This is a genomic window from Halomonas shantousis (assembly GCF_054654615.1).
In genome coordinates this window covers 2,578,188-2,600,954 of sequence record NZ_BAAIER010000002.1, presented here as the reverse complement: position 1 = coordinate 2,600,954, position 22,767 = coordinate 2,578,188, and the positions used below count along the sequence as shown (strand labels likewise).

Sequence of the window (22,767 nt, the reverse complement as noted above, 5' to 3'; positions counted from 1 at the left end):
GTAAGCAGCGGCCAGGCAGGGCCGCCAGTACAGGAAGTGCGCGATCAGGAAGATCGAGTCTGAGGGAAGGAGGCTTTGAAGGCAGGAAGCCAGTCATTTGCCAGGATCCTTTTACGTCTTACCCATTGCGGAGCGCTAAGCTCCAAGGCCCAGCACCCCCTGCTGGGCATTTTTTTGTCTGGATACTTGCCCCCTGTTTTCCAAGACATGGGTTACCATCGAAACGGTACGCAACGAGCGCTGCCACTGTCTGGTTTGCCAAGTGGCATCGCTTCACTTCGCACGTTCGGGTATGCCCTTATCATGGATTCCAGAAATTTCGTTTACGTTCCCCGCTGGGTCAAGACCATCGCGCTGTTAGTGTTGATTCTTGCGTTGTTCATCTCGCTGCTGGTCAGCTATCAGTACATCGGCAGGGGAAACAAGGAAGATTGGATTTTGGCCGGGTTGTCGCTGGGGCAGATTGCCGCTTCGGGCATCGTCATCTCGCTGGTGGTGTTCTTCTCGGAAAAGGATGTGAACTCCACGGGACTGCAGAAGCGTTCGGAGGCGTTCTTTTACAAGACCTTCCCTCGCGCCTGTTCATTGATCGACTACCCCCGCGCCGCTTTCGAGCCATGGGAGGAGAAGTCCGTCAATGACGCCTGCATCAAGGCAGTGCCCCGGCATTCGAATACGCAGATTCGCATCATGCACAACCCCGGCGAGATCGATGCGTATTACGAGATTGCCGCCTTCGCTACCAAACTGGTGCTCAGAATCCAGGTGAACATCGGTGAAGTCGTGATCAGTTACTACATTCCGGCTCAGGACGAGCAGGAGAAAGACGCTATCCGGCACAAGCTGGCATGGGCTTTCTCGCGTTACACGCAGGTAAGCGGCTACATGGCAGGTGACTGGTATTTCAGCCGCGAGAATTTCGACGGTAATCACTATGCTTCATTGCATCTGACTCAGGATTTTGGCCCTGACTTTCTCGAGGACGAGCGCAAGAAGCTGTTCGTGGCCAATGATATTGCCGCCAGTACACGCGGCATCCTCAAGGAGTGCGTGCAGAAAGGGGTCAGGACGACCTATTCCTGAAAGCAAGCGCTATTTGTCGACAGGCGGCCAGGCCGCCTGTCTTGGCGATGGCGAGTCGCTGAAGATACTGTCGTCTTTCATATCGCTTGTGTTCGGTTACTTGTCTTGCATGTCGCCGCGAAAGCGGTCGAACTCGTCTTCGTTGAGCGAGTCGTCGTTATTGTCGTCATAGGTGTTGTAGAGCGCATTGCCTTCATTGGTATCGGACGATGATTGATCTTCCTGCAACCCGGCATTGGCCTCGGTGGCCAGACCGGCGTTCCATTCGTCCTGATCGATGCCGCCCGAGCTATCGGTGTCCCAGTAGGAAAAACTGTCGCTCTGGTTATCCTCTTGTGCGTAAGCGCCCATGCTGGCCATTGAAATCGCCAGCAGCGTACCGCCCATGATCTTGATCAAAACATGTTGCATGGTCTTTCTCCCAACGGGTTCAGGTAGGTCCTTCTTCACTGTAGGAATCCCTGGGCGAAAGAGACAAGCGCAGCGGGATGGCATACCGTAATGCAGCGGATAAATTTGCGAATTCGTCGTTGTCCATATGACTAAAGTTTGATGGGGTAATGTGCGTGGAATTGTCACTATGCCGACAGTCATGCCATAGACGACTAAGGTCGTAATCACAAAGGGGTAGGTATGAAGGAATTGGCTGAACAGCGCTGCCGTCTGGACGGCTGGCGTGATCGTGTAATGTCGGCTGAAGAGGCGGCGGCATTGATTCAGGATGGCATGACCATCGGCATGAGCGGTTTCACTCGCGCTGGCGAAGCCAAGGATGTACCGCTGGCATTGGCGCGCCGGGCCAAGCGCGATCCGTTGAAGATATCGCTGATGACCGGCGCCTCGTTGGGTAACGACATCGACAGGCACCTGACCGAAGCCCATGTTCTGGCACGTCGCATGCCGTTTCAGGTCGACTCGACCCTGCGCCGTGCCATCAACAACGGCGAGGTGATGTTCATCGATCAGCACCTCTCCGAAACGGTGGAACTGCTGCGCAACAAGCAGCTCGGCAAGCTCGACCTCGCCATCATCGAGGCATGCGCCATCACCGAGGATGGCGGTATCGTGCCGACTGCCTCCGTCGGCAATTCGGCGAGCTTTGCCATTCTGGCAGACAAGGTCATCATCGAGCTGAACCTGTCGACGCCCGAGGCGCTGATCGGGCTGCACGATATCTATATTCCGCAGATGCGCCCCACCCGCCAGCCCATTCCGGTCACGGCACCCGACACTCGCATCGGCACGCACTACATTCCCATCGATCCGGACAAGATCGCGGCGATTGTGCTAACTCGAGGGCAGGATAGCCCCTCGAACGTGCAACAGCCCAATGAGGATACCCGGCAGATCGCACGGCATCTGATCCGCTTCTTCGAGCATGAGGTCGAGGTCGGACGCCTGACACCGTCACTGCTGCCGTTACAGGCGGGGATCGGCACCATGGCCAATGCGGTCATGAACGGCCTGATGGAGGGACCCTTCGAGAATCTGACGATGTACTCCGAGGTCTTGCAGGACAGTACTTTCAACCTGCTCGACAGCGGCAAGATGGTCTTCGCTTCGGGCAGTTCGATCACGCTCTCCGAAGAGTGCGGCAAGCGTGTCTGGAACGACCTCGATCATTACCGCGACCGGATCGTGCTACGTCCCCAGGAGCTGTCGAATCACCCCGGCATCGTCAGGCGCCTGGGCATCATCGCCATCAACACGGCGCTGGAAGCGGATATCTACGGCAACGTCAATTCCACCCACGTCAACGGCACGCACATGATGAACGGTATCGGCGGCTCGGGCGATTTTGCCCGCAACGGCCAGCTGTCGATCTTCATCACCAAGTCCACGGCGAAGGATGGCAACCTGTCGAGCTTCGTACCGTTCGTCAGCCACGTCGACCATTGCGAACACGATGTCGACATTCTGGCCTCCGAGCACGGCCTGGCGGATCTGCGCGGTCTGGCGCCGCGCGAGCGGGCCGTGGCCATCATCGAGAACTGTGTCGATCCTTTCTACCGTCCGGCGCTGCGTGCCTATTTCGAAGAAGCCTGTCAGCGTGGTGGGCATACGCCTCATTGTCTCGAGAAGGCGCTCGCCTGGCATCAGGCCGCGCAACAACACGGCTCGATGAGGTCGCTGGCCGAGGCGTAAGCCGCGTCAGGCTGCGCGCGCAGGAGAAGCCGAGAAAAGCGGGCCGAGGCTCCGCTTTTCTCGCTGGGGCATTACGCGGGTGGAGGATTGCCCAGTGGCGGTTCTTCCACGGGCGGCTCCTCGTCAGGCGGTTCCTCCACCGGTGGCTCTTCGTTCGGCGGCTCCTGAGGCGGTGGGTCCTTGGGAGGCGGCACTTCATCGGGGGGATCGGGAGGCGGGGCCTCCTGAAGCTGCGGGTCAACGTAAGTTGGCGGCTTGACGATCATGGTGTTCTCCCTGCGCTGTCCAAGAAGGAGTGTCGGGGCGTCCCGCCTGGTCGGGGCGTGACTGATACGACGGTGTCGCAATCTGGCCAACGGAGTGTCTGGTCAAGAGCATGTCTGGTTAAAGGAGGGGCGGCTCGTTACATGGCCCGGCACTAGAGAATCGGAACGTAGCTCACGCCTTCCCTTTCCAGCTCCCTGACGTAGTTGAACTGGATCTCGACGCCCTGCACGTCCTCGGGAGGGTGCGATCGGCGGGTCTCGGGGGCTTCCGCGGTGTCCGATGCCTTGAAGATGATGCCGACGCCTGAGGTTCCGGCGACCTGGCCGGTGTAGGTCGCGCCGTCGTAGTCGACGACGACACGCTCGCCTCCGGTGCAGCCCTTCAATAGCTCGACCATCCTGTCCTGACTGACGCTTTCTGTGGTCACGGCGTGCTCCTGAGTGAGTGAATTCTTATCACAAGGTAGCGAACATTCCCCGTTCGAGACAGGCAGCGGCCTCATCTGCTTGATCGCAGCGTGCTTCAGCGGGCCGCGGAACGGTAGGCCTGTTCGGCAAGGTCGCGGTCCAGCCCCACACCGCTGTAACGGGCAACGGCCTGATCGATGGCTTCTTCTGCATCCATCTGCCCGTTGAGTTGGGCAAGCTTTGCGATTTCCGAGCCGATGGCGCGCAGGGCGGTGGCTTCGGGGCCAGTATCGGCCTGGTGGTGAGAATGCAGCCCGGGAGCTTTCCGGGCCAGGTCGATAGCTTCCTTGGTGATCATACGGCTCCCGATTCGTCGTGTTGCCTGAATGCTATCCAGACTGTAGTTGCTACCGGGCATCCCGACAAAGCCGCATAGTAGTGGCATCGCTGCTATCAGCGCAGAAAAGCGCCATCGAAGGGAGGGGGAGCGCAGGGCGCTAGCGGATCCTGATGCGGGGAATCTCGTCCCATCTCGTCGTCCAGCGGGGCGTGCGTTGGGCACAGCGCAGCTGCCAGGCGGCATCATCCGACGCCATGCCCAGCCTGACCGTGCCGCGCCCCATCCTCCGGTTCAACTCGTCCAGGGTTGCCATCAGCGTTTCGCTACGTTTGCGCTCGCCGGCGCTCTGCGGCGTGTCGAGCAGTGACAGTTGTTGCCGACGGGTGTCGATCAGATCGAGCAGCATCACCCCGGCTTTCATGTACGAAAAATGCGGGCGATAGATACGCTCGAGAGCGTGTCTGGCGGCGGCAAGGATCGGTCGGCTGTCGTCGGTGGGGCGCTCCAGTTCGACGGCCAGACTGGGGAGGTATTGCGGCAGATCCTGCCGGTGGCGGTTGGTTCTGAGAAAAACCAGGACGGCGCGGGCCAGGCGCCCCTGCTGACGGAGTCTCTCGGCGCCTCGCTGTCCGTACTCACGTACGGCTTCCCGGAGATCGGCAAGCTCGCCGGTGGGCTGGCCGAAACTGCGTGAAGTCACGATGCGTTGCCTGGCGTCGTTGATATCGTGCAGCTCCAGTGCCGGAATGCCACGCAGTTCGAGAAGGGTACGTTCGAGCGTCACGCTGAAACGGCGTCGCAGGTGCCGAGGGTCTGCGTTGCGCAGATCCCAGGCCGTACGCAAGCCCAACAGGTAGAGACTTTCGGCCAGGCGGCGGCCGATACCCCATATATCGCCCGGGGCGACATGCTGCAGCAGCCCCTGCGTGACGGGGCCTTCCGCCTCGAGAATACAGACGCCGCCGTAGGCTGGGACTTGCTTGGCGGCGCGACTGGCAAGCTTGGCAAGTGTGCGGGTTGGGGCGACGCCGATCGAGACCGGCAGGCCGGTAGATTGCCGTACTTGGCGGCGTAGTGCGTGACAGTGAGCGGCCAGCGCGGCGGCTTCAAAACCGTCGAGGCGAACGAAGACCTCGTCGATGGAGTAGGGCTCGATGCCCGCCGAGAGCGCCTCGAGCACTGCCTGAACGCGGCTTGACATGTCACCGTAAAGCTCATAATTCGAGGAGAGCAGGATCACGCCGCGTCGGTGGATCTTGAAGGCGGGGGTCCCGATCTCGACCCCCAGCGCCTTGAGTTCCTGCGAGCGGGCGATGACGCACCCGTCGTTGTTGGACATGACGCCGAGAGGGACGCCTTCGAAATGAGGCTGAAAGACACGTTCGCAGCTGACATAGAAATTATTGCAATCGATGAGGCCGATCATACTGGATACTCGTGGATCACCGAGCGGACTACACCCCAGATCTGGCAGTCGTGGCGGTCGAGAGGGATCGGTGCATAGCGGGGATGAGCGGAGCAGAGGTGAGGTCGGCCCTCGAGGATCTCGTAGCGCTTGACGATGATTTCACCCTCGACGAGCGCCGCCAGAATCTGGCCGGGGCGGGGCGTCAGGGAGCGGTCGACGACGAGAAGATCACCCTCGTGCATGCCGAAGCCGGTCATGCTGTCTCCCGCGACCTGCATGAAGAAGGTCGAGGCGGGGCGTTTTACCAGACGCTCGTTGAGGTCTAGTGTCCGCTCCTCATAGTCCTGAGCAGGTGATGGAAAGCCGGAGACTCCAGCCCGAGCGAGGACTTCCGGGAAGGGGAGCGCCATTGGCTGGGGCGCCGTAGTGGGAGTCTGCAAACATATCCGTGGCATGGCACTCTCTCGCTATGCTGTTTTTATATACAGTATTCAGCGAAATGAAGCCTTAGGCAAACGCTAATGCAAAGGCAGCAATGCCGTGATCGGTGTCAGGCGCTGCCGGAATGTGGCGAGGCGGCGGGGGCTTGGGCGTGTTGCTGTTTGACAGTTGCTGTTTAACATATGTGGCGATACCGCCCACGTTGCCGGTCAGTAGGCGGGTGAACCGGCCTGGCGGGGAGGGTGAAGAGCCGATCGACTTTTCAGGCGGAACTTTTTCAGGCAGAACCTGGAGAGGAAATTAATAAGGCCCGGCCATTGCTGGCCGGGCCTTGCAGGGGAGAAACACTGCATCACGATAAGCCTATGGGATCCTTGGCATCACTGGCTTCCTGCCTCTAGCGCCTGCATTCCCAAGCTTCGGTCATCCTGACCGCGCACAACCTTGAACTGGCAACCGTCCCTGGCCGCTGCTTACCGTAAATGCGAATCTAGGCGTTTCGCTTCGCTTCGTCAAGCTGAAATGCTATAAAAATCAATAGGCAAAGTAATCTTAACGTTACTGTTGTGGACCATTGTTATCCCACGAACCTTTACGGCCCTGGCGCTTGTTCCACAGTTTCTGCGCTGTACGCTTGGCTTTCTGCCGGTTCTCGGGCTTTCTCAACCAATTGGCTACTGCCATCCCAATCGCGCGCTTCATCGTTACCTCCTTGTCTCTGGTGTCCTCATTCAGCGTTAGGACAGTCGGCAGAGAATCAACGTGGACTCTATACGAAAACAGGTGTCTCGGTCTCTCAGTCTAGGTTGCCGGGTGCTGATCGGCCATGCCGGGGGCTTCATTGTCGAGATCGCGACATGCCGTTTCCCTCTCGGTTACATAGACATCGTGTCCTCTGCCTGCCTTTCTCCTCCACGCAGTGGCCTTTCTTCGAGGTTAGATCACTCCCTGGCAGCGGCCAAGCGAGTCGATGCAGAAGCGACCGCCACCCATAGTGTGGCCCGAGAGCAGGTTGCATGCTGTTAGCGAGGCCGAGCGAAGACCTGGGTCCAGTAGGGAGAGTACATCTTCCCGACATTCTCGGCCTTTGCCACGCCCATCTCGGTGAACGTGTCATTCATGATGTTGGCGCAGTGCCCCGGACTCGCGAGCCAGCCATCGACAACGGCAGCGACAGAGTCCTGCCCGACGGCAATGTTCTCACCCACCGCCATCCAGTCGTAGCCTTGGTTCTTCACCCGCTCACCGATCTGCACGCCCTCGGGACTGGCATGGTCGAAATACTCGTTTGCCGCCATGTCTTTTGAGTGAACCTCGGCAGCAGCTTCGAGCCGGCAGTTCCAATCCAGCGGCCTCACTGCCTCGAATTTCTCGTCGCCGCACTGGCGGGCCTGCCCCCTCGCTTCGTTGACGCGCTCGAGCAACTCGCGCTCCATGTCGTTCAACGGGCAACTGCCGCCCTCATGGCCATTGCCGGTACTCCCTGCAACGGACGAGGTCGATCCTTGTTCGGCCTTGGAAGGTGTCGGAGCGGCCTGGGCAGCACCCAGAGCTGAGCCGAGAACGGCCAGCGCTGCCAGCGTGTGCATGCAACGCGATACGGCGGCGATCATCGTAAATCCTCTTGCAGATATGTTGCTACAGCGCATAACGCTGACAGGGATTGTCTTCAGGACTGTAATGGCTCGTCTTTCAGGATTAGGCATTCGATGACAAGACTTCCTTCCACGTTATGGCATGCCCCGTTAACGCGTACCGGGATCTCGCTGCCGTCACTGGCGAGCAAGCTGAGATGAATGTCTTCGGCCCTGCCATGCAGACGTATCATCGGAAAGAAGTACATCTGGTAAAAGAGAATGCTCGATGCCGTCAAGATGGCGTCAACGGGCTTGCCCTGAAGGGTTTCGAGGCGATACCCAAGCCAGCTCTGCAATTTGTCATTCACGATGGAGATATTGCCTTCCAGAGTAAATGACAGGAAGCCGCATGGAAGCTGATGTACCTGCATGGCCGGCTCCTTGGCGCTCAAGGCATGTCCGCTTGGGAGATATTCCCTGATGGACCTGACGATCTCTCCGGGGTGGCTCATGTGCGGACAATGTCCGGTAGCTTTCAGGAGTTTATAGGTACTCTGGGGCATATGACGGTGTATATATTCCCCTACCGCAACCGGGGCGATAGCATCGTCCGATGCCTGTAGCACCAAGGCGGGGACAGGCGCCCTGGGCAGGTCCTCGCGGTTATCCGAGAAGAAGGTGACTTTGGCAAAGTTGCGGGCGATAGCCGGATCCGTGGAGCAGAAGCTCTCCTTCAATTCCTCTGTCAGTTCCGGTCGGTCATTGTTCTGCATGATGACAGGCGCCAGGAAGCTGGCCCACTCGATATTGTTCCTGTCCATCATCTCCAGCAATCCTTCCAGAGCTTCCCGCTCGAACCCGCCTGTATAGCCAAGTGGATCATTCAAGTAACAGGGGGAGGGGCCGATCATCACGAGTCGGTCAAAGAGATCGGGGTGGCGGATCGAGGCAAGCAAGCCGATGATGCAGCCGACGGAGTGCCCTACGAATACCACCTTCTTCACTTCCAGTGCCGCGATGACATCGATGACATCCTGAGCATACCCATGAAGCTCGCTGTATCTTTGCGCATCATAAGCCTGGGTATCGGATGCTCCGGCACCGACATAGTCGAAAAGGACGACACGGTAATCATCGGTAAAAGCCGGCGACACAAACCGCCACATGTTCTGGTCGCAGCCAAATCCGGCTGCAAATATCATCGCTTGGGTACCGTGGCCGGTAACCTTCACGTTGTTTCTCAAAAGAATGTTCTTCTTTACTTCCTCTTGCACATGGAATTCCTTTCGGTTGGTGCCTGGCGAGCCGGGGCTGCGCAGCTTGGCCAGCCTGACGATGAAATCATTTCAATCCCAGGCGTCTTCCCAGGCGATGTAGATTGCCACTGTCTGTCATCAATGCGCGGGCCGTCGCCGCCCAGTTGTTTCCATGGCTATTCAGGGCCTGCTGAATATACTGGCGCTGGAAATGTTCGGTGGCTTCTCGCAGGGCCATCCAGTCCCGAGGGGGCGCCAGAGAGGAAGTGGCCGGTTCCATGATGCTCTCGGGGGCGAGCGATCCATCAGGCAGATCCAGATGATGGCGTGTAATGCGTGCCGTAAGCTGATGACGGCTCTCTTCGGACATGCTTTCCTGGATGATATCGCCAAGTGCCCGCAGTGCGGCCCGGCTCAGCGTGTGCTCGAGTTCTCGGACATTACCGGGCCAGTGCCAACCCTGAAGGGCCAGTTCGGCATCCTCGGCCAGACGCAGATTGGTCAGTCCCAGGCGTATGCGATTCTCCTCGAGGAAGCTGCCGGCCAACAGCGGAATGTCCTCGCGGCGGTCGCGCAGGGCCGGCACTTGCAGGGGAAAAGCGCTCAACCGGTGATAAAGATCCTCGCGAAATCTTCCGGCCGCCACCTCCGCGGCCAGGTCTCGGTTGGTGACGGCGATGATTCGCACATCTATCCGTTGGGGGCGCTCACTTCCCAGAGGCTGGATTTCACCTTCCTGAAGCACGCGTAACAGTTTGGGCTGCAGGGCCAAGGGCAGTTCACCGATCTCATCGAGCATCAGTGACCCGCCATCGGCTACGGCAAAGTGACCGCGATGATCCTTGATAGCGCCGGAGAAGGCGCCGCGACAGTGGCCGAAAAGCTCGCTCTCGATCAGATGTTCCGGCAGCGCGGCACAATTGACCCGGATTAGCCGACGTTGGTGACGCGATGACGACATGTGCAACTGACGCACGATCCGCTCCTTGCCGACGCCGGTTTCGCCGTGCAGCAAAACGTTCATGTCCGTGGGCGCGACCAGCTTTACGGCCTCATCGAGCCGGCGCATCGCAGGGCTATGCCAATGCAAAGGGGGCGATTGAGAGTACTCGATATCCAAGGCTTCACTGAAGCGCGAGCGGGTCACCCTGACCTGGCGAGCCAGACGCAGACAGGAGCCCAGCAATGTGGCTACCGTGTACAACTCCTGCTCATCGAGCCCGCCGAGTTGGCCGGGCTTCAGAGCATTCAGGGTCAACATGCCAATGAGCCGGTCACCGTCGCGTAGAGCCACGCCCAGACAATCCTGCACTCTGGCCAGCTCTTCATCGATCAGCCCATCGAAGGGATCAGACGGGGAGCCGTCCGACTCGAAACGACAAACACCCGGATGTGCAGCAATCGCCGCCAGGCGGGGATGAGCCTCCAGAGTGAAGCAGCGGCCCCAGACGTCTTCAGGCAGGCCGAGTGTGGCGACTGGCCGAAGGCCATCTTCACTGGCGACCAACAGAGCGCTTGCGTCGGCAGGGTACGAACCCACTAACGCCCTGAACAACTGGGCCCAGGACTTGTGCAACGTCTCAGTGGGGTGGCCTTCGCTCAGCCGGGCGAGCAAGTCTCGCAATATCTGTAGGAAAGAGGTCATTTAATGTCTTTTTGACTATGCAGTATCAATTTGCCACTGTCATTTTTTCATTCACCCTGCCCCTAGGACAACCTAAATTGCCGCTTAATCTCTTTGATGTCTCTTGAATTGGCGCCATGCCACTGCGGGATGGCTATTTTAATCAGGAATTAAACGAGTGGCATATAAATTGCTAGTAAAGCGGTATTGTCAGCATTACGACGAATGAATTTCTGCCAAGAATTGGAGTGCTGGCAGCTAGGGATGGAGGCGGGCGCATAATCATGGAACCGGACGCTGTCGGGATATTCCCGGCTGTATTGTTTTGCCGGTAATCGCATTTTAATAGACTCTCAACCCGGCATCCTTCTGCAACATCGAACGCTTCCGTTCGAGTCTCTTAGGCGTGCTTCATGTCCGGCTGTTTAACTACGTCGTCTGGTAAGCGTGGTTCTTGAAGTGCACGATTTCCTTATGGAAATTCGGGTAAGCCTGCATGGCACTGCTGCAGGGGAGTTTTTCGCATGGAAGTAAGGGATCCACGGGGGTCTCGTTTCTTGTTTTATTATTATAGGGAGAATCAATGCTTATCTTGACCCGCCGTGTCGGTGAAACATTAATGGTTGGCGATGAAATAGCGGTGACCGTGCTGGGAGTAAAAGGCAATCAGGTTCGGATTGGCATCAATGCACCGAAGAACGTGTCCGTGCATCGTGAAGAAATCTATCATCGCATCCAGAAGCAGGACTCCGAAGAGGAGCAGGAACGAGTCGAAATACTGCCATGATGAATATAAGTCACACCTGTTCTCAACAGGCAACCATGCTGTCACGGCGCTTCTCGGCGCGTACGGCTAGTACGGATGGTATGCCTGATGAGACTGACTGGCAGAGTGCATCGCCACCCTCTGGTCTCGGGTAAATACTTTATGGCTGCCTTGCTCGGAAGGATTGCTCCAACCACTCCATAAACCGAGGGACCGCGAGGGGAACAGGCATAGCGGCAGGACCGCCAGCATGGCTGCGGCAATGAGCGGCGATCCATTGGATCGGCACGACACCGGTGGAAAGCATCTGGCTGATGAAGGTATAGCGGGCATTGTTGGGGCCTTGGTACCGAACCCCCGCTTCCTTGAGGTGGACGCGCCAAAATTCCTCGCGGATCGCCTGGTCACCCGCGAATGGCCCCTTTTCGTTGTTCAGGAACACGGGCCGTACCTTCTGATCGCGAATGGTTCGGTCGTCTCGATCGGTGATCTCGACCGGAGTCAGGTGGCTAGTCAACTTTCATTGCGCCTTCAGCGCTTCATGTGCTGGCTTCAGTAGCCGATACCGGCGTTGGTCTTGGTCACCTTCCAGTTGCGCTCTCTACGTAGGCCCGCTGATAGCGGATGACGCCCGTGTCGAGGTCTTCGACATCCTCCCAGCAGAGCCCGATTCCCTCCGTCAGGCGTGGGCCATCCCACTTCATGGAGCGCATCAGGTTGAACGGCTGCGGGCGCGGGCCGGTGTTGTCGAGACCAGCCGCAATTATCTTTAGGCATTCGCCGGAACGCCGCGCGAGCCTGGACGAGGTGGGCAAGGCATTCGCGTCGGCATCGTCTGCCCAGGACAACGGGAAAACCGCTTCCGAGTAGGGGGGCGGTTCGTCTAATTCGTGTTCGTTAGTGTTGCAGGGTAAGATGCAGTAATAGCCCGACAACACATCATGCTATTTCTGTAACAATCGGAATTTAGTCAAGTGCGATAGAGAGTTACGGCAGGCGACACAAAACAGGGCGAGGGATGGCGACACCCAAAGAGTGCTAGTTCGTGTCGGTTGAAGGGTTAGAAACCTGGTTTTTAGAAGCGCAGAAAAGCCACACAAGGAATTGATGCGGGGATGGCGTGGCTGGATTTACGCAGGAACTCGGTGCGCGACTTAACCAGGAGCGTGAGCGCCTCGAGCTGACAGTTGAGGGCTTGGCAACACAAACGGGGTTATCGATCGGCAGGCTTTGTCTTCTCGAGGAGGGCGGTACCGAAAGCGGGCCCGAGGCAGAGGAGCTGGCCGCGCTGGCGATGGCTGGAGTCGACGTGGCTTACCTGCTGACCGGGCAGGGGATGCTGGATCGGGACGAGGATGTGTTGATCGAGAACTACCGGGCCGGTTCGGATGAACAGCGAACGAGCGCTGCGCCGACAGGCGATGCGGTTGAGGAATCGCAGCTAACTACAGAGAGCCGCAGAGCGGCCGAATGCAGGGGACAAAATGAAATTCAAGCTGCTGGCAGCCGCCGCACTGTTGTGCGCTGCTGCGCCCGCCATGGCCGACGAGTTGGCATCGATCGTCAAGGGCATCGATGCCGGTGCCGAGATCCAGCGCGATGGACGTGAGGCAACTATTGTCACCACCGCCCAGCGTGTCACACCCCACGATGCGCCTTTCACTGAGATCATCCCGGCGCTATGCAACCAGCCTTCCAGCCTTCCAGCCTTTCTGGCCTGGACAAGGTCATCGTGCTGAATAGTCATGCCTTCAAAGGCGTGGAGCTCTGGACGTATGACGAGACGGATGACCTGGTTGGGACCTGCGAGAAGGTCAGCGAGTGCACGGCAATTCAAATGTATGCGGTGATGCATTAACGGTGATCGGTTACCTCCCTGAGACAATGGCTATACACAGTGAGTCGCGGACGAACAAGAAAGGAAAATCATGCATATTCAAGAAGCCATCATTCACGGGCTAAAGAAAGAAGCTAAAGCTAGCGTAGTTACTGAGAATTTCCGGCACAAACTTTCCGACATTGACGGAAGGATGGAGAACTTGGGCGAAGGGGTTCTCAGAGAATATGCACGTCAGTCCGATAGCTATGGCACATTTGATCCTGATCAGCAGACCTATACTTTTTCTACGCGACTGGACGAATATTTCAACGGGCAGGTTGATCTTATCGATTTTTCCATCTCGGCTGCTCGGTTAATAGCTGCAAAAATGAAAGACTCTCCCCTTTCTACAGGGGGGTATGTGTTGTTCATAAGATACACGAATCAAGGTCGTGATTGGCTACTCGTGGTAATGCTAAAGCTAAAATCTAGCACGGGAGTAGATCCTCAAACGCTTGAATTGCAAGAAAACCTCTCCTTTGACATTAATAATTTGCATGAAGCAGCAAGGATTGACTTAAGTAAGTGGGTAAATGATGAACAGCCATACCTTTCATTCATAAAGAAGAGCAGTAGCAAAGATGAAGTAACGAAATATTTCCGGCTTGCCCTAGGCTGTACGGAATACACTGACTCTCATCACAATACAGCGCAAGCTGTGGCGGCACTTGAAAGTTACTGCAAAGCTAAAGGGTGGGAGGGGGACAGGGCGCAAGCTGCTAGAAGCGCTTTGTATGCTTACTTTGACGAAAAGTACAACTCAGAAGATAAGGTGGTTCATCTTAAATCTCTTTCAGGCCAGATAAATGATACTGACCCGGATGATTTTTATAATCATATTAAGCTAGAGGGCATCCCAGTCAGTGACACATTTTCTCCAGCTAAAAAGGTTTATGCTAAACTTAAGGTCATAAGAAGAAAGTTTGGAACGGTCTCGGTTCGGTTTGAGGCTCAAGATGTTATGAATGATATCGTTGACTATGATGAAGATAATGATATGCTTTATATAAAAAATATCCCTCAGTCTTTGAAAGACGATATCCTCAGAGCGAAAGGCTATGACCCCGAATAAAAATCTTACGCTTGCGGTTAAGCTATTCCGCGAGAGTACTGTTCGGGACGAGCTCGCTGGCAATAAAGTTGAGTTGCAGCTTAAGCCAGGCGTGAAGCTAGAACCCTATCAAGAGCTTCTAGATCAGGGGATAATATCTCGTGTTGATGGTGGCGATAACGTTCTTGTCTTCCATAAAATCACTAATTTTTTTTGGGATGCAGATGATTTTTTGTTAAAGCCAGAGCGGCGGATAAAGCCCCTGTCATTATTTTACGTTGCCGCCCAGGATTGGTGCAGCACAGACGAGCCTCCGCATGAACTACAAGAGGCCTTGACGAGAATTTTTAAGCTTCTATCAATATTGAAGGAGGTTGCGGAACATATAGAAACTAAAGGCAATAACTTAAGCCTAATTATGTTCCATAAAGAAAAATTAATCATAGGTAGTGATTACAGTCCTTCTGATATGCAGGCGCTACCCTCGCTAGATAAGCTTGAAGAATTTTTGAATTCTGATTCACATCGTGATAAGAAGATTGAAATATTTAAGGCGGTGCTTTCAGAATTCTATGCTGGGAAAAAAAGAGTCGAACTTGGTAGGGTAATAGTAGACTTAAAAGAAATAATTTCTCGTGCAATTCATGGTTATGATCTTTTTGTTGCGGACTTTTCTTTCGATAAAATAAGATCAGAAGTTGAGCGGGATAAGCTTGAGTTTACGACAAGACTTAATAAAGTATTTTCTGATGTGCAGAACCAGCTCTTGGCAGTTCCCGCAGCACTCCTGCTTGTGGGTAGCCAGATGAAAAAGGGGGGTACTGCGGAGTTGCAAATAAGTAATGTGGCAATATGGCTAGGAGCTGTATTGTTCTTCGCTCTAATGGAGCTTCTTATTAGAAACCAAAGAAATACATTGCAAGCAATAAAGAATGAAATCGATCTTCAAAAAGATATTTTTGAGGATCGCTATACTCTGGTGTATAAAAAATTTGAAGGTGTTTACATAAACTTGGCCGATCGCTTCACTCACCAGTGCCGCCTCCTCTGGTTTATTCGTGGGTTGGTTGGAGCAGTGCTTGGATTCACTACTGGAATGTTGGTGTGGTATTCAAGCTTATCAATTGGCTATGCCACTATTTCAGGGATACTGCTTACTATACTTCCCTTCGGCGTATCCCTTATGTTGAGTGATTTTTCAGAGTTGAAGGGAAGGAAGAAGAGTTAAGCCCTTTTCTTATATACGCTTCGTGTCGGTTTAGTTGTTAGCTGAACTAATTGCTACGATTCTAGTTTCCTATTACCTCACACCGCATCCGGGTTTCAAACCCGCTGTCGCTGAGCGAATGCTCGACCTCGGTAACCAGCCAGGGCGTGCCGTCGATGTCGGGTTTGAAGCCGCTCACGCGTAGCGGTGACTCGGGCAGGATATCGGGGCGCCCGTAGGCCATGGTCAGCTCAAACTCAACCAGGCCGCGCTGAATGCACTGTCATGGGAGCTACCGTCGCGGCGGGTGTAGCGCTACCTGCGCCGCCTTGCTGGTTGGTAACTTATAAGTTACTATATCTACCATGAAGATCGAGCTCCGAGAATTTCTACGCGATGATGGCTCCAGCCCCTACCAGGAGTGGTTTGAGGGACTCGATGCCCAGGCGGCGGCAAAGGTGGCCACCGCCGAGTACCGCATGTCGATGGGCAACACGTCGAGCATCAAATGGTTCGAGGGGATCGGTGAGTACCGCATCGACTGGGGGCCGGGGTATCGCATCTATCTGGCTCGCGATGGTGAGCAACTGATCGTTCTGTTCGGTGGTGGCATTAAGAAACGCCAGCAGGCCGATATCGACAATGCCAAGGCGCTGCGCGACGAGTACAAGCGGCGCAAAAGCCAGGCAAAGAAGGGAGGGAAGTGAGATGGCACTGACCCGTGATTTCAAGGCGACAATCGCCGCACGCGTCGAGCGCGATCCAGCGTTCGCGAAAGCCATGCTGGACGAGGCTGTCACCCTGTTTCTCAATGGCGAGCCCGACACTGCACGCCTGATGCTCCGCGACCTAGTCAACGCGACCGTGGGATTCGAAGCATTGGCCGAGGATACTGGCAAGCCCAGCAAGAGTCTGCATCGTATGCTCTCCCCGTCAGGCAACCCGGGCATGGATAACTTGGCCGCTATCATTGGCGCAGTTCGCAAGGCATTGAAGGTCAATCTCGAGGTGCATACCGTCAGCGCGGCGTGACCATGACGCTGCTCGCGAAAAGTAGCGCACTCGGCGGGGAGGATTCCCCGCCAATTTCAAATCTAGCCACTCCCTTCCTCTGTTGTGCCCTTCACCTCGCACCTTATCCGAGCGCCGAAGCCGCTACCGTTGAGCGAGTGCTCTACCTCGGTCACTAGCCAGGGCGTGTCGTCAATCTCGGGCTTGATCTGGCAACTTGCAGTGATGACTCGGGTAGGATATTTGGCCGTTCGTAGGCTAGGGGCAGCTCAAGCTCGGCCAGGCGGCCCAGCTACACATTAGTGCGCAGTATGCCAAGGCGTGGGACCTCAAGGACCGGATAGAGATGGTCCGCAAGGCCGGCGATAGGGAGACGCTGGAAAGCGTTACCTGGTGAGCCGCCCAGCTGCAGTGTGCAGGCTGAATTGCCCTAATGATTCTAGTTGGTAGTGAATATTTTGTTATCCTGTATCAGCGGGTAACAATATTTTTCTATCAGCAAGGGTAACAAGGGGGCAACATGGCCTTAGTCGCGTGTCCAGAATGTAGCCATCAAGTCAGCGATTCAGCGCTTAAATGCAGCCAATGCGGTGTGCAGCTTCGTAAGCCAAAGCGAGGGCTTTTTGGCAAGCTCTGCAAGTGGAGCTTCATTCTCTTTAATATCTTGATGGTCATCTGGCTATTCAGCTACATGGCTGACATCGGCGACATGATGAATTCCACAACCAACGAGTACGAGCAGAGTGGCACCGCGATAGGTGGGACGCTCGGTATCGGCATGCTCGTTATTTTCTGGGCTCTGATGGATGTCATTCTGGGCCTTTTTGTCCTCTTCACCCGTCCGAAGGCGGCCTGAGATGAAAACGAAAGGCGTATTGGCCGTAGCGATCCTGGTGGCAGTTGCCTTCGCCGGAAATGCATTGGCAAGAGATCTGCCCCGCTTCGATGTTGAAAGTCATTGCCAAGAGGTTGCCGAGTTCGGTGGTGGGAGCAACATGGTTTTCAACGGATGCATCGATATGGAGCAGGCGGCATACCACAACCTCAAAGCGACCTGGAGCAGCGTGCCTGCGACGACTCAGGCACACTGTACGGAAGTCGCAAGCTTCGGCGGGGAGAGCTACTCGACGTTGAGTGGATGCATAGATATGGAAGTAGCTGCTGGCAGTAATCGGAGCACTTTTAGCTTTGAGTAAGCCAGCAATAGCCAGTGCAACAAAGCCTTGGCCTCAAGCTCACAATCCAGCTGCTGGGGCTCGTGCCCCATGTTTGCACCTGACCGCCGGCCCCACGTGGGGCCGGTTTTTTTGTGTCTGGCCGCGACGTTTGTTTGATGGCGCTCATGCTGCGCTCCGGGGTTTACTCAGAGCTCAGGGACGGCGCCGCCCATGGATGGGCCATTCAGCCCATCGCCTCTGCCGGATTCCAGCGCAGGGTGACGCTGCCATCTTCATGCGGAATCATTGTCAGCTCTTCGACCGTCTCGAATTCCTCGAGGAGCCGTGCCCAGTCATCGGCAGACTCCTCCTCGAGACGAGAGATAACCAGATGCTTGTCTCGCTGAGCTCTCGGGGAGGTGATGAGCTTCTGGATCCGTTGGCCCAGCAGTTCGTAGCTGGACGGGGGCTTCGGTGCCTTATGCTTCTTAGCCATTGATGCCTCATGATGCTGTATGCGTGTACAGTATCGGCGGAATACAGAGGAGGCGGCAACCCTTTGACTTCCGTTTTGCTGGCAAACGAAAACGCCCCGCTGGTTAGCGAGGCGTAGCGAGAATTGCGTCGGGAAAAGCTGACCAAAAAACTGACCATGTGAGCCGAAAACAGACGATATAGAGCGGGTTTTCGATCATCCTCCATCTATAACTCACTGTTTATAAAGGCTTTTGTGGTGCGGATGGGGAGACTCGAACTCCCACGCCGTGAGGCACTGGAACCTAAATCCAGCGTGTCTACCAATTCCACCACATCCGCAGTAGTCGTGTTGCGACGCGCATATTCTACCGATGGCCCTTGTGAAGTCAACGATGTGCTGCGTTCTTGAACGAGAACTCTGCATGCTTGTCTGGGTTCGGTAGGTACCATTCTGGTAGGCTGGAGCCATTGGAGAGTCACGTATATACCGGTCAGGAGGGCGGGGGAGGCGCATGACGAACCTTTTCAGCGTGCTGACACGATGTCGGCGGCTCCCCGCCGTAGCTCTGGCGCAAGTGGATCGGGGGCTGCAGACAGCATTGCCGGGACACTGCTGTTTCTGTCTTGGCGACACTCAAGGCGAACTGCCCTGGTGCACGGCATGTGCCCTCGAGCTGCCTTGGAACCGCCATGCCTGCATGCGCTGCGCCGAGCCGCTGCCGGCGCCTGCCGAGCTATCCCACTCATCGGGGCTGTTATGTGGCCGCTGCCTGCGGCATTCGCCGCTGTTCGATACAACATTCGCCCCCTTGCGTTACGAAGGGTACGTTGCGGCGTTGACGCATCGCTTCAAGTTCATGGCTCAGCCGCGCGCCGGCGAGATCATGGCGCGGCTTTTCGTTCAGGCGTGTCTTGAGCGCAGCGACAAGTCCAGGCCCCAGGCGCTGATTGCAGTGCCGCTGCATGCCGCGCGTGCCCGAGAGCGCGGATTCGATCAGACCCGTTGGCTGGCGCAACGCATAGGGACAGCGCTGGACATTCCGCTCATCGCTGCCCGCCGCGTGCGCCTGACCGGGCCCCAGCGAGGGTTGAACCGCCGTGAACGCCAGCGCAACCTGCGTGAGGCCTTCGTGATGACGAAATCGCTACCGGTACATGTCGCATTACTGGATGATGTCATGACCACTGGCGCGACATTGGGTGCGCTGGCCAAGGCTTGCCGTGCTGCCGGTGCGGAGCGCATCGAAGCGTGGGCGGTAACCAGGACGCCGGCACTGCACAGGTGACCGGTGGTAAATCAAGTGACGAGACGGGAATGACGAGACAAGAGTGACGCAAGCGCTCGTCGATAACGTCACTCGGATTCGCTCGGACAACCTGTCGAGCAGCAGCATCAACCTCTCTTGGGATCCCAACAGGACATTCATGGCTTCAACATCGCATCCGTTCGAGAGTCTGACACCGGCCCGTATCGTGGCGGCTATCGAGTCGCTGGGGTTCTGGCTGCCTGGCGAACCCTTTGCGCTGAACAGTTACGAAAATCGTGTCTTCCATCTTCATGATGACGAGCAGCGACGCTGGGTGGCCAAGTTCTATCGTCCGGAGCGCTGGAGCGACGCTCAGATCCGTGAGGAGCACGCTTTCCTGGTCGAGCTGGCTGATGCCGGCGTTGCGGTCGCGCCGCCCTGGCGTGACGCTTCGGGGGAGAGCCTCCATCAGGCTTTCGGGTTTCGCTTTGCGCTGTTCCCGCATGTAAGCGGACAAGCGCCTGAGCTCGAGAATCCGGCACATCTCTTCGCCCTCGGCGAACTCATTGGCAGGATGCATGCCGTTGCCCGGCAGCGCCCCTTTTCCCGGCGACTCACCCTCGAACCGGCTGAACTGGCCGAGCAGAGCCGGGCCCGGGTGATTAGCGGCTCCTGGCTCAATCGCCGGCAGCGGCAGGCGTACGAGCGTATCAGCGATGCGCTGCAGACGCTGCTGGCAAGCCATACGTGGCCGGCATCGGCCTTGCAGCGGGTACATGGCGACTGCCATCTTGGCAACATCCTGGGCCGAGACGAAAGTTTCACCCTGGTGGATTTCGATGACTGCTGCATGGCGCCAGCGGTACAGGACCTCTGGATGCTGCTGACGGCTCAGAATGAGCAGGAGTGGCAGATGCAACTGTCGGAAGTCATCGAGGGGTATGAGCAGTACTGCGATTTCGATCGCCGTCAACTGCAGTGGATAGAAGCACTTCGCACGTTGCGCCTGATGCGTCATAGCGCCTGGCTGATCCATCGCTGGGAAGATCCTGCCTTTCCCCGCGCTTTTCCTTGGGTGGCCGGCGAGGACTATTGGGACCAGCATATTCGTACGCTGGAACAGCAGCGGCTGGCACTCGAATCGCCACGTTGGCTGGCGGACTTCGAACGGTAAGAACAGCGGAGCGGGCAAGACGACAGGGGAATGCCCTTCGCCGCAGGATCGGTGCGAAGGGCGTGGCGCAATGGGCCTCAGTCGGCGTTCGGCGCCTCGGCAGGTTCGGGGCGCTCGGCAGGCAGTGGATTGGCGTTGCCTTCGCCTTCGGCATGACGGCGCATTTCATTGATCTGCTTGGAAGGATTCTCGAGAGCCGGGATCTCGGTATCCTCGTTGATCACGAGCTGGAAATGGTGGTCCGGTGTCAGAACGGCACGCTGGCAGGTCTCTTCGCGCTGGTTCTCGCAGACATTCAGCCCGTAGCTGCCGTCGCGCTCCATTCCGGAGGCCTGCAGATGGCCGCTGAAGATGTCGGGTTCATCCGTTTGAGCGTCGATACAGGTGGCCGCGTGAGATATCACACGCATCCTGTCACCGTCGAGGCTGGCGTTGGCCATGATCAGGCAATAGTCAGGCAGCGAATGCTCGGCCCCTTCCCGCGTTACCGGACGCAGCAGTACATTGGTCTTTTGCGCATCATCGGACGTCAGCGTCACGGTATCGATGGACTGCACATCGATACGGGCGTCAGCGGGCAGGCTCATGGTCGCGTCCGCGGCGAAGGCTGGTATGGCAAACCCTGCCAGCAAGGCACAAGCGATTCTCTTCATCATATCGGCGTAATCTCGGCGTCTTGTCCTGTCACATAGGGTGAGACGACCTCTGGATACGTTCACCCTCCCACAGTATCGTCGGCACGCGACCGATGGCGCCGCCTGCCCGTCAGGCATGCCGCGCGAAGGCACGTTCCGCCGGAAATGTTATCACACGCGGTCCTGTCGACGAAGATGCGGCCGGGGGTCCGCCCCGGTGCCGGTCTGGGGTAGAATACGCTCCCTGGCATGGGACGGCTTCTCCGGTCGACGGGGCAAGCCGTTACCTCCACGAACCCCTGAGCGCGGAAGCAGACATAGGCACACCCATGACCGAAGAACTGGCCAACCATTATCGCGAGATCATTGCGGGGCTCGGAGAAGATCCCGAGCGGGAGGGGCTGCGTGATACGCCGAAGCGGGCAGCCAAGGCCATGCAGTTTCTCACCCGAGGGTACACGCAGACGCTGGAAGAGCTCGTCAATGGGGCGGTGTTCGCCTCCGAGACCGATGAAATGGTGCTGATCAAGGACATAGAGCTGTATTCCATGTGCGAACACCACCTGCTGCCCTTCATCGGCAAGTGCCACATCGGTTACCTGCCCCGGGGCAAGGTGCTGGGCTTGTCCAAGTTCGCGCGTATCGTCGACATGTATGCGCGACGCATGCAGATCCAGGAAAACTTGACCCGCGAAATCGCCGAGGCCGTGATCCAGGTGACCGGGGCCCGTGGGGCCGCGGTGGTGATCGAGGCCAAGCACATGTGCATGATGATGCGGGGGGTGGAGAAACAGAACTCCAGCATGACGACTTCGGTCATGCTCGGGTCCTTCCGCGACAACCAGCCGACGCGTCAGGAGTTCCTGAATCTGATCCGCAGCTGACCCGCCTTCAGGCTCTCCCTGATTTCCATGGCAAGGGCATGCGCAATCGCCAAGCCAGGTAGTGTGCGTCGCGAAGCGAACTTGATCCGCATCATGACAGCGCGGATGGGGTTTGTTCGCCCTGGCGCGCACGCGTAGCATCCGGCGCAAGACAACCTCGACAGGAGCGGCAGATTGAACGGCGAACTGGTGTCCTTCGACGATGAAACCCAGACGGGCATGATCCGTGCTTCCGACGGCAAGACGTACAGCTTCCCGCTGGGCCGTTGGAAAGGGCGTGGTCTGCCGGCTCCCGGCGTTGCCGTGCGTTTCGACGTGCGCGACGGGCAAGCCTTGCATGTATTCAATGCCCCTGTCGCGCAGCGCGAGGCGGCGCATGCTCGCAGCGCGTCGGGAGATGTCATCGCCAAAGCCTACTCTCACTGGGCGATCGTTGCGGTCGTGGTGGCGATTCTCGGTCTGTTCTTCGACCGCTTGGCGCCATTCGTCGAAATTGTCGCCGCGATATGCGCGCTCGCCGGGCTGCGGCAGATCCGCCAGGCGCCTCAGCGCTACAAGGGACGCACCTTCTGCTGGGGCGCCATTGTCCTGGCGCTGATCATCGCTCTCATGGCCATGCTGATCGAGGCGCCGCCAGCGGCGGCCATGATGATGGGCGTATAAACTGGCGTCTTGCCACTACAGGCGTCATTCTGTAGCAGGCCATGCGGATATCATGGGTATTCGCGTTA

The 22,767-nt window shown here is 57.1% G+C and carries 26 protein-coding genes and 1 tRNA gene; 15 read left to right on the top strand and 12 right to left on the bottom strand.

The window, feature by feature from the left end:
* The first annotated feature begins 303 nt into the window (after nucleotides 1–303).
* Nucleotides 304–1,083, top strand: a complete 780-nt coding sequence (locus ACYQ12_RS12545; RefSeq protein ID WP_459872208.1) for a hypothetical protein — start codon at nucleotides 304–306, stop codon at nucleotides 1,081–1,083.
* Nucleotides 1,084–1,179: 96 nt separating this feature from the next.
* Here the strand turns inward: ACYQ12_RS12545 and ACYQ12_RS12540 are convergent, their stop codons facing one another.
* Nucleotides 1,180–1,494 (bottom strand): hypothetical protein, encoded by a 315-nt coding sequence (locus tag ACYQ12_RS12540; RefSeq protein ID WP_459872205.1) that lies wholly within the window; start codon nucleotides 1,492–1,494, stop codon nucleotides 1,180–1,182.
* Nucleotides 1,495–1,716: 222 nt separating this feature from the next.
* On the opposite strand from ACYQ12_RS12540, the gene scpC reads away from it, so the two are divergent.
* Complete coding sequence (gene scpC, locus ACYQ12_RS12535; protein ID WP_459872202.1) at nucleotides 1,717–3,228, top strand: succinyl-CoA:acetate CoA-transferase ScpC; 1,512 nt, start codon at nucleotides 1,717–1,719, stop codon at nucleotides 3,226–3,228.
* Nucleotides 3,229–3,646: 418 nt separating this feature from the next.
* Here the strand turns inward: scpC and ACYQ12_RS12530 are convergent, their stop codons facing one another.
* The 8 genes from ACYQ12_RS12530 to norR all read right to left on the bottom strand — a co-directional run bounded on the left by ACYQ12_RS12530 (nucleotide 3,647) and on the right by norR (nucleotide 10,569).
* Nucleotides 3,647–3,922, bottom strand: coding sequence for a hypothetical protein (locus ACYQ12_RS12530; protein WP_459872199.1), 276 nt, complete (start codon nucleotides 3,920–3,922; stop codon nucleotides 3,647–3,649).
* A gap of 95 nt (nucleotides 3,923–4,017) precedes the next feature.
* A complete protein-coding gene (locus ACYQ12_RS12525; protein WP_459872198.1) occupies nucleotides 4,018–4,260 on the bottom strand; it encodes a hypothetical protein in 243 nt (80 codons plus the stop codon).
* 139 nt (nucleotides 4,261–4,399) lie between these two features.
* The gene (locus ACYQ12_RS12520) at nucleotides 4,400–5,668 is read right to left on the bottom strand and encodes a Y-family DNA polymerase (protein WP_459872195.1); all 1,269 of its coding nucleotides are present in this window, start codon (nucleotides 5,666–5,668) and stop codon (nucleotides 4,400–4,402) included.
* The gene (locus ACYQ12_RS12515) at nucleotides 5,665–6,105 is read right to left on the bottom strand and encodes a LexA family protein (RefSeq protein WP_459872192.1); all 441 of its coding nucleotides are present in this window, start codon (nucleotides 6,103–6,105) and stop codon (nucleotides 5,665–5,667) included. The genes ACYQ12_RS12520 and ACYQ12_RS12515 overlap by 4 nt, the downstream gene beginning before the upstream one ends.
* 544 nt (nucleotides 6,106–6,649) lie before the next feature.
* A complete protein-coding gene (locus ACYQ12_RS12510) occupies nucleotides 6,650–6,793 on the bottom strand; it encodes a hypothetical protein (protein WP_459872189.1) in 144 nt (47 codons plus the stop codon).
* 320 nt (nucleotides 6,794–7,113) lie between these two features.
* Nucleotides 7,114–7,704, bottom strand: a complete 591-nt coding sequence (locus ACYQ12_RS12505; protein ID WP_459872186.1) for a CAP domain-containing protein — start codon at nucleotides 7,702–7,704, stop codon at nucleotides 7,114–7,116.
* A gap of 56 nt (nucleotides 7,705–7,760) precedes the next feature.
* Nucleotides 7,761–8,942 carry an alpha/beta fold hydrolase gene (locus ACYQ12_RS12500; protein ID WP_459872183.1) on the bottom strand — a complete coding sequence of 394 codons (1,182 nt, stop codon included), beginning with the start codon at nucleotides 8,940–8,942 and terminating at the stop codon, nucleotides 7,761–7,763.
* Between the two features lie 67 nt (nucleotides 8,943–9,009).
* A complete protein-coding gene (gene norR / locus ACYQ12_RS12495) occupies nucleotides 9,010–10,569 on the bottom strand; it encodes a nitric oxide reductase transcriptional regulator NorR (RefSeq protein WP_459872180.1) in 1,560 nt (519 codons plus the stop codon).
* A gap of 562 nt (nucleotides 10,570–11,131) precedes the next feature.
* On the opposite strand from norR, the gene csrA reads away from it, so the two are divergent.
* The 9 genes from csrA to ACYQ12_RS12450 all read left to right on the top strand — a co-directional run bounded on the left by csrA (nucleotide 11,132) and on the right by ACYQ12_RS12450 (nucleotide 17,658).
* A complete protein-coding gene (gene csrA / locus ACYQ12_RS12490; RefSeq protein WP_459872177.1) occupies nucleotides 11,132–11,335 on the top strand; it encodes a carbon storage regulator CsrA in 204 nt (67 codons plus the stop codon).
* Nucleotides 11,336–11,564: 229 nt separating this feature from the next.
* Nucleotides 11,565–11,873, top strand: a complete 309-nt coding sequence (locus tag ACYQ12_RS12485; RefSeq protein WP_459872174.1) for a hypothetical protein — start codon at nucleotides 11,565–11,567, stop codon at nucleotides 11,871–11,873.
* Nucleotides 11,874–12,798: 925 nt separating this feature from the next.
* Nucleotides 12,799–13,053 carry a hypothetical protein gene (locus ACYQ12_RS12480; protein ID WP_459872171.1) on the top strand — a complete coding sequence of 85 codons (255 nt, stop codon included), beginning with the start codon at nucleotides 12,799–12,801 and terminating at the stop codon, nucleotides 13,051–13,053.
* A gap of 189 nt (nucleotides 13,054–13,242) precedes the next feature.
* Nucleotides 13,243–14,265, top strand: a complete 1,023-nt coding sequence (locus ACYQ12_RS12475; protein WP_459872168.1) for a nucleoid-associated protein — start codon at nucleotides 13,243–13,245, stop codon at nucleotides 14,263–14,265.
* Nucleotides 14,252–15,472 (top strand): hypothetical protein, encoded by a 1,221-nt coding sequence (locus ACYQ12_RS12470; RefSeq protein ID WP_459872165.1) that lies wholly within the window; start codon nucleotides 14,252–14,254, stop codon nucleotides 15,470–15,472. Before ACYQ12_RS12475 ends, ACYQ12_RS12470 begins: the two co-directional genes overlap by 14 nt.
* A 344-nt stretch (nucleotides 15,473–15,816) precedes the next feature.
* A complete protein-coding gene (locus tag ACYQ12_RS12465; protein ID WP_459872162.1) occupies nucleotides 15,817–16,158 on the top strand; it encodes a type II toxin-antitoxin system RelE/ParE family toxin in 342 nt (113 codons plus the stop codon).
* Nucleotide 16,159: 1 nt separating this feature from the next.
* Nucleotides 16,160–16,483 (top strand): helix-turn-helix domain-containing transcriptional regulator, encoded by a 324-nt coding sequence (locus tag ACYQ12_RS12460; protein ID WP_459872159.1) that lies wholly within the window; start codon nucleotides 16,160–16,162, stop codon nucleotides 16,481–16,483.
* Nucleotides 16,484–16,982: 499 nt separating this feature from the next.
* The gene (locus ACYQ12_RS12455) at nucleotides 16,983–17,318 is read left to right on the top strand and encodes a hypothetical protein (protein ID WP_459872157.1); all 336 of its coding nucleotides are present in this window, start codon (nucleotides 16,983–16,985) and stop codon (nucleotides 17,316–17,318) included.
* A 1-nt stretch (nucleotide 17,319) separates the two neighbouring features.
* Complete coding sequence (locus ACYQ12_RS12450) at nucleotides 17,320–17,658, top strand: hypothetical protein (protein WP_459872155.1); 339 nt, start codon at nucleotides 17,320–17,322, stop codon at nucleotides 17,656–17,658.
* Nucleotides 17,659–17,863: 205 nt separating this feature from the next.
* Here the strand turns inward: ACYQ12_RS12450 and ACYQ12_RS12445 are convergent, their stop codons facing one another.
* Nucleotides 17,864–18,115 (bottom strand): DUF1654 domain-containing protein, encoded by a 252-nt coding sequence (locus ACYQ12_RS12445; RefSeq protein ID WP_459872153.1) that lies wholly within the window; start codon nucleotides 18,113–18,115, stop codon nucleotides 17,864–17,866.
* 235 nt (nucleotides 18,116–18,350) lie between these two features.
* Nucleotides 18,351–18,435 (bottom strand) — tRNA-Leu (locus ACYQ12_RS12440).
* 173 nt (nucleotides 18,436–18,608) lie between these two features.
* Here ACYQ12_RS12440 and ACYQ12_RS12435 point away from each other — a divergent pair.
* Both ACYQ12_RS12435 and ACYQ12_RS12430 read left to right on the top strand, forming a co-directional pair.
* The gene (locus ACYQ12_RS12435) at nucleotides 18,609–19,382 is read left to right on the top strand and encodes a ComFC family protein (RefSeq protein WP_459872151.1); all 774 of its coding nucleotides are present in this window, start codon (nucleotides 18,609–18,611) and stop codon (nucleotides 19,380–19,382) included.
* A 139-nt stretch (nucleotides 19,383–19,521) separates the two neighbouring features.
* Nucleotides 19,522–20,517 (top strand): serine/threonine protein kinase, encoded by a 996-nt coding sequence (locus ACYQ12_RS12430; RefSeq protein ID WP_459874517.1) that lies wholly within the window; start codon nucleotides 19,522–19,524, stop codon nucleotides 20,515–20,517.
* Nucleotides 20,518–20,594: 77 nt separating this feature from the next.
* Here ACYQ12_RS12430 and ACYQ12_RS12425 read toward each other — a convergent pair whose 3' ends face one another.
* Nucleotides 20,595–21,104 carry a hypothetical protein gene (locus tag ACYQ12_RS12425; protein WP_459872149.1) on the bottom strand — a complete coding sequence of 170 codons (510 nt, stop codon included), beginning with the start codon at nucleotides 21,102–21,104 and terminating at the stop codon, nucleotides 20,595–20,597.
* Between the two features lie 377 nt (nucleotides 21,105–21,481).
* Here ACYQ12_RS12425 and folE point away from each other — a divergent pair, with 377 nt between their 5' ends.
* Both folE and ACYQ12_RS12415 read left to right on the top strand, forming a co-directional pair.
* The gene (gene folE, locus ACYQ12_RS12420) at nucleotides 21,482–22,036 is read left to right on the top strand and encodes a GTP cyclohydrolase I FolE (protein ID WP_459872147.1); all 555 of its coding nucleotides are present in this window, start codon (nucleotides 21,482–21,484) and stop codon (nucleotides 22,034–22,036) included.
* 174 nt (nucleotides 22,037–22,210) lie between these two features.
* Nucleotides 22,211–22,699, top strand: coding sequence for a DUF4190 domain-containing protein (locus ACYQ12_RS12415; protein ID WP_459872145.1), 489 nt, complete (start codon nucleotides 22,211–22,213; stop codon nucleotides 22,697–22,699).
* Nucleotides 22,700–22,767 lie beyond the last annotated feature (68 nt).

Coding starts and splice junctions, on each gene's coding strand:
- ACYQ12_RS12545 (WP_459872208.1), top strand. CDS start 304: ATGGATTCCAGAAATTTCGTTTACGTTCCCCGCTGGGTCAAGACCATC.
- ACYQ12_RS12540 (WP_459872205.1), bottom strand. CDS start 1,494: ATGCAACATGTTTTGATCAAGATCATGGGCGGTACGCTGCTGGCGATT.
- scpC (WP_459872202.1), top strand. CDS start 1,717: ATGAAGGAATTGGCTGAACAGCGCTGCCGTCTGGACGGCTGGCGTGAT.
- ACYQ12_RS12525 (WP_459872198.1), bottom strand. CDS start 4,260: ATGATCACCAAGGAAGCTATCGACCTGGCCCGGAAAGCTCCCGGGCTG.
- ACYQ12_RS12520 (WP_459872195.1), bottom strand. CDS start 5,668: ATGATCGGCCTCATCGATTGCAATAATTTCTATGTCAGCTGCGAACGT.
- ACYQ12_RS12515 (WP_459872192.1), bottom strand. CDS start 6,105: ATGCCACGGATATGTTTGCAGACTCCCACTACGGCGCCCCAGCCAATG.
- ACYQ12_RS12510 (WP_459872189.1), bottom strand. CDS start 6,793: ATGAAGCGCGCGATTGGGATGGCAGTAGCCAATTGGTTGAGAAAGCCC.
- ACYQ12_RS12505 (WP_459872186.1), bottom strand. CDS start 7,704: ATGATCGCCGCCGTATCGCGTTGCATGCACACGCTGGCAGCGCTGGCC.
- norR (WP_459872180.1), bottom strand. CDS start 10,569: ATGACCTCTTTCCTACAGATATTGCGAGACTTGCTCGCCCGGCTGAGC.
- csrA (WP_459872177.1), top strand. CDS start 11,132: ATGCTTATCTTGACCCGCCGTGTCGGTGAAACATTAATGGTTGGCGAT.
- ACYQ12_RS12485 (WP_459872174.1), top strand. CDS start 11,565: ATGGCTGCGGCAATGAGCGGCGATCCATTGGATCGGCACGACACCGGT.
- ACYQ12_RS12480 (WP_459872171.1), top strand. CDS start 12,799: ATGAAATTCAAGCTGCTGGCAGCCGCCGCACTGTTGTGCGCTGCTGCG.
- ACYQ12_RS12475 (WP_459872168.1), top strand. CDS start 13,243: ATGCATATTCAAGAAGCCATCATTCACGGGCTAAAGAAAGAAGCTAAA.
- ACYQ12_RS12470 (WP_459872165.1), top strand. CDS start 14,252: ATGACCCCGAATAAAAATCTTACGCTTGCGGTTAAGCTATTCCGCGAG.
- ACYQ12_RS12465 (WP_459872162.1), top strand. CDS start 15,817: ATGAAGATCGAGCTCCGAGAATTTCTACGCGATGATGGCTCCAGCCCC.
- ACYQ12_RS12460 (WP_459872159.1), top strand. CDS start 16,160: ATGGCACTGACCCGTGATTTCAAGGCGACAATCGCCGCACGCGTCGAG.
- ACYQ12_RS12455 (WP_459872157.1), top strand. CDS start 16,983: ATGGCCTTAGTCGCGTGTCCAGAATGTAGCCATCAAGTCAGCGATTCA.
- ACYQ12_RS12450 (WP_459872155.1), top strand. CDS start 17,320: ATGAAAACGAAAGGCGTATTGGCCGTAGCGATCCTGGTGGCAGTTGCC.
- ACYQ12_RS12445 (WP_459872153.1), bottom strand. CDS start 18,115: ATGGCTAAGAAGCATAAGGCACCGAAGCCCCCGTCCAGCTACGAACTG.
- ACYQ12_RS12435 (WP_459872151.1), top strand. CDS start 18,609: ATGACGAACCTTTTCAGCGTGCTGACACGATGTCGGCGGCTCCCCGCC.
- ACYQ12_RS12430 (WP_459874517.1), top strand. CDS start 19,522: ATGGCTTCAACATCGCATCCGTTCGAGAGTCTGACACCGGCCCGTATC.
- ACYQ12_RS12425 (WP_459872149.1), bottom strand. CDS start 21,104: ATGAGCCTGCCCGCTGACGCCCGTATCGATGTGCAGTCCATCGATACC.
- folE (WP_459872147.1), top strand. CDS start 21,482: ATGACCGAAGAACTGGCCAACCATTATCGCGAGATCATTGCGGGGCTC.